Annotated in this window: 8 protein-coding genes; 3 read left to right on the top strand and 5 right to left on the bottom strand. The window is 56.2% G+C overall.

Annotated elements, in window-relative coordinates; translation table 11 throughout:
• On the top strand, window positions 1-1,355 hold a 1,355-nt coding region (locus tag K2184_RS17170), incomplete at its 5' end, for a transketolase family protein (RefSeq protein WP_439237769.1).
• 328 nt (window positions 1,356-1,683) lie between these two features.
• The gene (locus K2184_RS17165; RefSeq protein WP_004101168.1) at window positions 1,684-1,965 is read left to right on the top strand and encodes a hypothetical protein; all 282 of its coding nucleotides are present in this window, start codon (window positions 1,684-1,686) and stop codon (window positions 1,963-1,965) included.
• A gap of 50 nt (window positions 1,966-2,015) precedes the next feature.
• On the opposite strand, the gene potD is transcribed toward K2184_RS17165, so the two are convergent.
• The 4 genes from potD to potA are packed head-to-tail and all read right to left on the bottom strand — an operon-like array spanning window position 2,016 to window position 5,818.
• Window positions 2,016-3,062, bottom strand: a complete 1,047-nt coding sequence (gene potD, locus K2184_RS17160; RefSeq protein WP_163525107.1) for a spermidine/putrescine ABC transporter substrate-binding protein PotD — start codon at window positions 3,060-3,062, stop codon at window positions 2,016-2,018.
• Complete coding sequence (gene potC, locus K2184_RS17155; RefSeq protein ID WP_004101171.1) at window positions 3,059-3,844, bottom strand: spermidine/putrescine ABC transporter permease PotC; 786 nt, start codon at window positions 3,842-3,844, stop codon at window positions 3,059-3,061. The genes potD and potC overlap by 4 nt, the downstream gene beginning before the upstream one ends.
• On the bottom strand, window positions 3,841-4,698 hold the full coding sequence (gene potB / locus K2184_RS17150; protein ID WP_004101173.1) for a spermidine/putrescine ABC transporter permease PotB: 858 nt from the start codon (window positions 4,696-4,698) through the stop codon (window positions 3,841-3,843). Before potB ends, potC begins: the two co-directional genes overlap by 4 nt.
• The gene (potA, locus tag K2184_RS17145; RefSeq protein WP_004101175.1) at window positions 4,682-5,818 is read right to left on the bottom strand and encodes a spermidine/putrescine ABC transporter ATP-binding protein PotA; all 1,137 of its coding nucleotides are present in this window, start codon (window positions 5,816-5,818) and stop codon (window positions 4,682-4,684) included. The genes potB and potA overlap by 17 nt, the downstream gene beginning before the upstream one ends.
• A gap of 257 nt (window positions 5,819-6,075) precedes the next feature.
• Between potA and pepT the strand changes: the two genes are divergently transcribed.
• Window positions 6,076-7,305, top strand: a complete 1,230-nt coding sequence (gene pepT / locus K2184_RS17140; protein ID WP_004101177.1) for a peptidase T — start codon at window positions 6,076-6,078, stop codon at window positions 7,303-7,305.
• A 47-nt stretch (window positions 7,306-7,352) separates the two neighbouring features.
• On the opposite strand, the gene K2184_RS17135 is transcribed toward pepT, so the two are convergent.
• Window positions 7,353-8,474, bottom strand: coding sequence for a ribosomal protein uL16 3-hydroxylase (locus tag K2184_RS17135; protein WP_004112213.1), 1,122 nt, complete (start codon window positions 8,472-8,474; stop codon window positions 7,353-7,355).
• Window positions 8,475-8,505 lie beyond the last annotated feature (31 nt).

Here is an 8,505-nt window from a genome sequence, read left to right as displayed (position 1 = left end):
TGCGCGGCGTTGACGGTCACGATGCTGACTCGATTAAACGCGCGGTGGAAGAAGCGCGTGCGGTCACCGACAAACCGTCCCTGCTGATGTGCAAAACCATCATCGGTTTCGGTTCGCCGAACAAAGCAGGTACCCACGACTCCCACGGCGCGCCGTTGGGCGACGCGGAAATCGCGCTGACCCGCGAAGCGCTCGGCTGGAAACACCCGGCGTTTGAAATCCCGTCTGAAATCTATGCCCAGTGGGATGCGAAAGAAGCCGGTCAGGCGAAAGAGTCCGCGTGGAACGAGAAATTCGCCGCCTACGCCAGAGCCTTCCCGCAGGAAGCCGCCGAGTTTACCCGCCGTATGAAAGGCGAGATGCCGGCTGATTTCGACGCGAAAGCGAACGAATTCATCGCGAAGCTGCAGGCTAACCCGGCGAAAATCGCCAGCCGCAAAGCGTCGCAGAACGCCATTGAAGCCTTCGGCCCGCTGCTGCCTGAGTTCCTCGGCGGCTCCGCTGACCTGGCGCCAAGTAACCTGACCCTGTGGTCCGGCTCTAAGGCTATCAACGAAGACGCTGCCGGTAACTATATCCACTACGGCGTGCGTGAATTCGGTATGACCGCGATTGCCAACGGTATCGCCCTGCACGGCGGTTTCCTGCCGTACACCTCCACCTTCCTGATGTTCGTCGAGTACGCGCGTAACGCGGTACGTATGGCGGCGCTGATGAAGCAGCGTCAGGTGATGGTCTACACCCACGACTCCATCGGTCTGGGCGAAGACGGCCCGACGCACCAGCCGGTTGAGCAGGTGGCTTCCCTGCGCGTCACCCCGAACATGTCCACATGGCGTCCGTGCGACCAGGTGGAATCCGCCATCGCGTGGAAATACGGCGTAGAGCGTCAGGACGGCCCGACCGCGCTGATTCTGTCGCGTCAGAATCTGGCGCAGCAGGAGCGTACCGAAGAGCAACTGGCGAACGTCGCCCGCGGCGGCTACGTGCTGAAAGATTGCGCCGGTCAGCCGGAGCTGATCTTCATCGCCACCGGCTCTGAAGTGGAGCTGGCGGTTGCCGCTTACGAAAAACTGACTGCCGAAGGCGTGAAGGCGCGCGTGGTTTCCATGCCGTCCACCGACGCGTTCGACAAGCAGGATGCGGCTTACCGTGAAGCGGTGCTGCCGAAAGCGGTCTCTGCGCGCGTGGCCATCGAAGCGGGTATCGCCGACTACTGGTTCAAATACGTGGGCCTGAACGGCGCGATCGTTGGCATGACCACCTTCGGTGAGTCAGCGCCGGCGGAGCAGCTGTTTGAAGAGTTTGGCTTCACCGTGGACAACGTTGTCGCGAAAGCGAAAGCGCTGCTGTAGTCCTTTCCCCCTTCCCGGGGGGCGGCGCGGTAAAGCCGCGCCTTGCCCGGGCTACGGGGCCAGCGCGGTCGGGTAGTCCGGACCGGTGCGCGGCACCGCCAGCGGGAAAAGAATCTGGCTTCACCGTAGACAACGCGGTTGCCAGAGTAAAAGCACTGTTGTTATTTTCGACCGTTAAAATCCGGCCCCTCATCGCTGTCTGGTGGGAGGGCCGTTATAATGTTGATTGTCTATTTCACATATATGTAACGTTGTGATTAACAAAACAGTATCAGACAGACATTTGTGGCATGTTTCTTAACTCGGACAACAGAGAAGGAATAACACCATGGCCACTGAGTATGTTGACTACCTGATCCTCGGCGACGAGCATCACGGCGAAATCCATCGGGATATTAAAAGCCACTCTCTGCGGGTCCGTTCGAAATACGCCGCCGGTTCCGGCAGGGGAGACGCTTCTGCTGCGCAGCCGAAAATGGCGAACTACAAAGTACATGAATATCCGGCGCAGGATGGACGATTTTATCTGGTGGCGACCAACTATTCGCTGGCCGATTTTGACGTTGAGGAAGCGCTAATAAAGTCGAGAATACATCCGCTGAGAAGCTAGCGGCGGTCCTCCCGAAGAGGCCGGGTAATGCTACCCGGCCTGTGAGATGATTAACGACCCGCTTTTAGCTTCTGATAATACTCTTCATAAAGCGTGCTGGCGCTGCCGACATCGTTCTGCCATTCGCCTTTCTGAATCGTCGCGGCGTCCGGATAGAGTGATTTATCATTGGCGACCTCCGGGCTCAGCATTTTACGCGCGGCCAGGTTTGGCGTCGGGTAACCGATAGTTTCTGCAACCTGTTTGGCCACTTCCGGGCGCAGCAGGAAGTTGATCAGCTTCAGCGCGCCGTCGACGTTTTTGGCATTGGCCGGAATCGACAGGCTATCCATCCAGAAGATGCCGCCTTCTTTTGGCCACACGACTTCCAGCGGCGTACCGGCCTGACGCGCAACCCACGCGGAGCCATTCCACACCATGCCGAGATTTACCTCGCCTTCCATATACGGGTTCGCCGGGTTATCGGAGTTGAACGCCGCGACGTTCGGCATTAGTTTTTTCAGCTCGTTATAGGCCGCTTCAATCTCTTTCGGATCGGTAGTATTGCCGGAGTAGCCCAGTTTACGCAGCGCGACCTGGAACACTTCGCGCGCGTCGTCGGTCAGCAGCAGGCTGCTCTTATACTCTGGCTTCCATAGATCCGCCCAGCTGCTAACGGTTTTCGGATCGATCTCATCGCTATTGATTCCGATGGCCGTCGCGCCCCAGATGTACGGAATAGAGTAATCGTTATTCGGGTCGAACGGTTTATTGAGCATTTCAGGATCGAGATTGCCGAAGTTGCTCAGCTTGCTCTTATCGATCTTCTGCAGCATGCCCTCTTTACGCATTTTGTCGACGAAGTAGGTGGAAGGTACCACCAGGTCATAAGCGCCGTCTTTATAGGTTTTGAGCTTGGCATACATGGTTTCGTTCGACTCGTAGGTCGAATAGATCACCTTGATGCCGGTCTCTTTGGTGAATTGCTCCAGCAGCCCCGGCGGGACATATTCGGTCCAGTTGTAGAAATAGATCGTTTTGCTATCGTCCGCGTGCGCGGCGCTCATCCCGATTGCCAGAGCGCCCGCAGCGAGCAGGTGGCGTGACCATTTTTTCATTTTAACGTCCCCTGAGTTTTATCACGTGCAATTATCTGGCTGGCAATGACCATCACCAGCGACAGAACCAACAGAATCGTCGCCAACGCATTGACCTCTGGCGATACCCCAACTTTGACCATCGAATAGATCTTCAGCGGCAGGATCTCATAGCCCGGCCCGGTTACAAACGAAGAGACCACCACATCATCCATCGACAGGGTGAAGCTCAGCAGCCACCCTGCAGCCACCGCGGGCAGCGCCAGCGGCAAAATGATCTTTCGCAGAATCGTCATTTCGCTGGCGCCGAGATCTTTCGCTGCTTCCAGCATCCGCACGTCAAAACCTTTCAGGCGCGAAAACACCGTGACCACCACGAAGGGCAGGCAAAAGGTGATGTGGGAAAACAGCAGCGACCAGAATCCCAGCTGAATACCGATCAGCATAAACAGCACCAGCAGCGAAATCGCCATCACGATATCCGGGGACATCATCACCACAAACAGCATCCCGCTGACGAACGGCTTGCCGCGAAAGCGATAGCGGTACAGCGCGACGGCGGTCAGCGATCCGATAAGCGTAGCGAAAGTCGCCGACAGCACCGCCATGGTCAGCGAGTGCTGCGCTGCCTGCAGCAGACTGTCGTTATTCATCAGCAGGCTATACCAGTTGGTGGTAAAACCCTGCCAGTTAATGCCGAAGCGCGAACTGTTAAACGAGTTAACGATCAGGATAATAATGGGAATGTAGAGATACGCGTAAATAGCGGTCATAAAGCCGCCGCGCAGCAGTCGACCGATCATTCCAGCTCCACCTTTTTATTCAGTAAACGCGCTGCGCGCCAGTAAATCAGCAGCATCAGGCCCATCACCAGCGTTAGCGTAATGCTGGTCGCCGCACCGAACGGCCAGTCGCGGATGTTGAGGAACTGGCTCTTAATGACGTTACCAATCAGTAGGTTTTTCGCGCCGCCCATCAGGTCAGACACGTAGAACAGCCCCATTGCCGGAAGCATCACCAGCAGGCAGCCGGCAATAATGCCCGGCATGGTCAGCGGAATGATGATGCGGATAAAGGTTTGTAGTTTATTGGCGCCGAGATCTTTCGCCGCTTCCAGCAGCGGACGATCGAGCTTTTCGATGCTGGAGTAGAGCGGCATCACCATAAACGGCAGCAGAATATAGACCAGGCCGATAATGACCGCCGATGGCGTATACATGATGCGCAGCGGCGTATCGATGACGCCCAGCCATAGTAAAAATTCGTTCAGATAGCCCTTGGTGCTGAGGAAAATTTTCAGTCCGTAGATACGAATCAGCGAATTGGTCCAGAACGGCACAATCAGCAGAAACAGCATCAGCGGGCGTACCTTCTCCGGCAGCCTTGCCAGAAACCAGGCGAAAGGGTAGCCAAGCGCCAGACAGGCCAGGGTCGCCATGAACGCCATATTCAACGAATGCAGCAGCACGTCGTAGTAGAGCGGATCGAGCAGGCGCGCGTAGTTATCCAGCGTAAAGACCAGCTTGACGAAGTTGGTATCGTCGCGGGTCAGAAAGCTGGTGGCGATAATCATCAGGTTGGGCAGAAAGACAAACAGCACAAGCCAACCCACGATGGTGGCAATCACCACATTCTGGAATTTACTGGTGTTCTTCATCGGCCAGCACAACCTCCCAGCTTTCTACCCAGTTAATGGCCATTTTCTGGTCGAGAGAGTGGTCAAAATCAGGGTCGTCTTCATTGAAGAATTCGCTGACCATGACCATTTTGCCGTTTTCCAGTTCGACCACCGATTCCAGCGTCATTCCTTTATAGTTGCGTTCGCGGATATAGCCTATCAGGCCATCGGCTTCATTACTGTGGTGGATCTCATCAACGCGCAGGTCTTCCGGGCGCAGCAGCACGTTGAGCCGCTGGCCTTTTTCAACGGCGAAGTTGACGTAGATATTGCATTCGCGGCCTTCTACGCTGGCACGCACCCGCTGCTCGTCAATCCGCTCGATGACCGTGGCGTTGAAGATGTTGATTTCGCCAATAAAGCTGGCGACAAACAGGTTTTTCGGCTCTTCATAGATTTCGCGCGGCGTGCCGTCCTGCTCGATTTTGCCATCGCGCATCACCACGATACGGTCGGACATGGTCAGCGCCTCTTCCTGATCGTGGGTGACGAAGACGAAGGTGATGCCGAGTTTACGCTGCAGCGCCTTCAGCTCGTTCTGCATCTGTTTACGCAGTTTATAATCAAGCGCTGAGAGGGATTCATCCAGCAGCAACAGGCGCGGTTTGTTAACCACCGCGCGGGCAATCGCCACGCGCTGCTGCTGTCCGCCGGAAAGCTGATGCGGTTTGCGCTGGGCGAACTCTTCAAGCTGCACCATTCGCAGGGCGTCGTGGACGCGGGGAGCGATTTCCGCCGCCGGGGTTTTCTGCATCCGCAGGCCGAAGGCGACGTTCTCAAACACCGTCATGTGCGGAAAGAGCGCATAGCTTTGAAAGACGGTGTTCACGTGGCGGTTTTCCGCCGGGATATGGGTGATATCTTGATCTTCGAGATGGATTCGGCCGCTATCGACGGTTTCCAGTCCGGCGATAAGACGAAGAACGGTTGTTTTACCGCAGCCAGAGGGGCCAAGCAGGGTGAGAAACTCACCGTTGTTGATGGTCAGATTGAGGCCGGAGATTACCGTTTTACCATCAAAGCTTTTGCGAATTTCCGTCAGCTGAACCAGCGGAGAACGCGAACGCGGTTGTATATTCAATTTTTGACTCTGTCCCATGTAGACGCAGCGGAAAGCTTACCGATGCGGGGTTTGTGGTTAACCACCTTTGGGTTTGCACATAAAATAATAAGGCCGAGCATTCTACGGCAAACGCCTGTAATCGCCAATGATTGATGCGCCATGATGAGCTACCTTTACAACATTATCGTTCGAAATGTATTAAATTCTCATTTGCCGGGCTAAAAATGACCTGACGCAATATTTGTCTTTTCCGGCTTATCAATAATGTTGTCACAAAAGAAGAGGGTGGCTACATGGATAAATTGCTTGAGCGTTTTTTGCAGTACGTTTCTTTGGACACGCAGTCGAAGCCTGGCGTGCGGCAGGTACCGAGCACGGAAGGACAGTGGAAGCTGTTACGGCTGCTTCAGGCGCAGCTTGAAGAAATGGGACTCGTGAACGTGACGCTGAGTGAAAAAGGGACGGTCATGGGCACCCTGCCAGCTAACGTTGCGGGCGATATTCCGGCGATTGGCTTTATTTCCCACGTCGACACGTCGCCTGACTTCAGCGGCAAGAACGTCAATCCGCAGATCGTAGAAAACTATCGCGGCGGTGATATCGCACTCGGTATTGGCGATGAGGTGCTTTCGCCGGTGATGTTCCCGGTACTGCACCAGCTGCTGGGGCAGACGCTGATTACCACCGATGGTAAAACGCTGCTCGGCGCCGATGATAAAGCCGGTATCGCGGAGATCATGACCGCGCTGGCGACGTTGAAGGCGAAGGAGATTCCCCACGGCGATATCCGCGTGGCCTTTACGCCAGACGAAGAGGTGGGCAAAGGGGCGAAGCATTTCGATGTCGCCGCGTTTGATGCCCGCTGGGCCTATACCGTCGACGGCGGCGGCGTGGGCGAACTGGAGTTTGAGAATTTTAACGCCGCGTCGGTTACGATTAAGATCGTGGGCAATAATGTGCATCCTGGCACCGCGAAAGGAGTGATGGTCAACGCCCTGTCGCTGGCGGCGCGTATCCATGCCGAGGTGCCTGCTGACGAAGCGCCGGAAACCACCGAAGGCTATGAGGGCTTCTATCATCTGGCCAGTATCAAAGGCACGGTGGATCGCGCCGACATGCACTACATCATCCGCGACTTTGACCGTAAGCAGTTTGAAGCCCGCAAGCGCAAAATGATGGAGATCGCCAAAAAGGTCGGCAAAGGGCTGCATCCGGATTGTTATATTGAGCTGGTCATCGAAGACAGCTATTACAATATGCATGAGAAGGTGATGGCGCATCCGCACGTGGTGGAGATCGCCCGTCAGGCGATGGTGGATTGCCAAATCGATCCGCAGATGAAGCCGATTCGCGGCGGTACCGACGGCGCCCAGCTCTCCTTTATGGGGCTGCCGTGCCCGAACCTGTTTACCGGCGGCTATAACTACCACGGCAAGCATGAGTTTGTGACGCTCGAAGGCATGGAGAAGGCGGTGCAGGTGATTGTGCGTATCGCCGAGCTAACGGCAAAACGAGGCGCGTAACGTACAGGCCCGGTAAGGCGTTAGCCGCTACCGGGCGAACCGAAGACTTAGTCCTCAAAGAACCAGTAGCCGCTGTTGACCAGCGCGGCCAGCAGGGCCAGGAAGGAGGGATCTTCCAGCGCATCGCCAAGATGCTCTGCATTGAGCGTCAGGTGGGTTGCCAGCGCGTCCAGCGCCGGGCGGTGCGGAGAGTTAATTTTCTCGCCATTGACGAACACCTCACCATCAATTCGCAGCACGCGCAGGCCGCCGAGACGTGTCAGCTTATCCCCCTGCTGCAGGGCATCGTAAATCTCATCCGGCTGGTACGGCGGCTCCGGCGGCGCCACGTCCAGCTCGTGGCGGGACTGAGTAATAAATTCGCCAAACCACTGCTTAAAGTGCTCTGGCTGATTAATTAATCCCAGCATCATATCGCGCAGGCGGTCCAGCTCGACGGGCATAATATCCGCAGGATGCTCGCGCGACGGCACGTCCGGGTCGGCGTAGCGCTGGCTACCCAGTTCACGCTGTAGAATATAATCGGCAAAGCCGCTGAACAGCTCGCGGGCGTTAGGCGCGCGATAGCCGACCGAATAGTTGAGCGAGTTTTCCAGCGAGTAGCCTTCGTGCGGGAACCCCGGTGGGATATACAGAATATCGCCTGGCTCCATCTCTTCATCGATAATGGCTTCAAACGGGTCGACCTGCAGCAGGTCCGGGTGCGGACAATGTTGCTTCATCGGCACCTTTTCGCCCACGCGCCAGCGGCGGCGACCGGTACCCTGAATGATAAACACGTCGTATTGGTCGAGATGCGGGCCGACGCCGCCTCCCGGAACGGAAAACGAGATCATCAGATCGTCAATGCGCCAGTCGGGAAGGGCGCGGAACGGGTGCATCAGCGCCGCCGTCGGCTGGTGCCAGTTATTGACCGCCTGTACCAGCAGCGACCAGTTATTTTCGCTCAGATGGTCGTAGCTCTCAAACGGACCGTGGCTGACCTGCCATTTACCGTCCTGATGACTGACCAGGCGACTGTCGACTTCGCTCTCCATCGCCAGTCCGGCCAGCTCGTCCGGGCTTAACGGATCGACGAAATTAGCAAAGCCCCGTTTCAGCACTACCGGGCGTTTTTGCCAGTAGCGTTCGATAAAGTCGGGCCAGTTAAGCGTTAATTGATAATCCATATTTATATTCCACAGCAGGTGTCTGTCAGGG

This window comes from Klebsiella sp. K5-306, from assembly GCF_051835185.1.
Classification (GTDB): Bacteria; Pseudomonadota; Gammaproteobacteria; order Enterobacterales; family Enterobacteriaceae; genus Klebsiella; species Klebsiella oxytoca.
This window is presented reverse-complemented; position numbering and strand designations above follow the sequence as displayed.